Raw genomic sequence first — 555 nt, forward strand, 5'->3', positions numbered from 1 at the left:
AAGTGAAATGTCCTCGGGTCGAGCCCGAGGATGACGCGCGGTGGGTGGGAGGGTTTTAGGGCCCTACTCCGCAGTCTGGCGGATGAAGCCGAAGGCCAGGAGCGTGATCACGGCGGCGATGATCATGTAGTAGCCGACGGTGTGGAGGCCATAGGTGCTGGCGAGCCAGGTGGCGATATAGGGCGCGAAGCTGGCGCCGAAGATGCCGCCGAGATTGAAGGTCAGCGAGGCGCCGGTGTAGCGGACTGCGGTGGGGAATGGTGCGGCGAGCGCGGTGCCCAGCGGGCCATAGGTCATGCCCATCAGGGCAAAGCCGATGCAGAGGAAGCCGAGGACGCCGACGACATTGCCCGAGCCCAGGAGCGGGGCGAGGATGAGGCCGAAAAGGGCGATGCCGATGGAGACGCCGACCATCACCTTGCGCATGCCGAAGCGGTCAGCGAGGACGGCGGCGACGGGGATGAAGAGGCCGAAGGCGAGGACGCCGACCATCTGCAGGATGAGGAACTCTTCGCGGCTATAGCCGAGGGTGCCCGTGCCATAGCTGAGCGAGAA

At 65.6% G+C, this 555-nt stretch carries 1 protein-coding gene; it reads right to left on the bottom strand.

What is annotated here, in order from left to right:
* Positions 1 to 63 precede the first annotated feature (63 nt).
* A partial coding sequence (locus tag JP75_RS24595; protein ID WP_035087797.1) for an MFS transporter occupies positions 64 to 555 on the bottom strand: 492 nt, incomplete at its 5' end.

The sequence above is a fragment of the Devosia riboflavina genome, assembly GCF_000743575.1.
Classification (GTDB): Bacteria; Pseudomonadota; Alphaproteobacteria; order Rhizobiales; family Devosiaceae; genus Devosia; species Devosia riboflavina.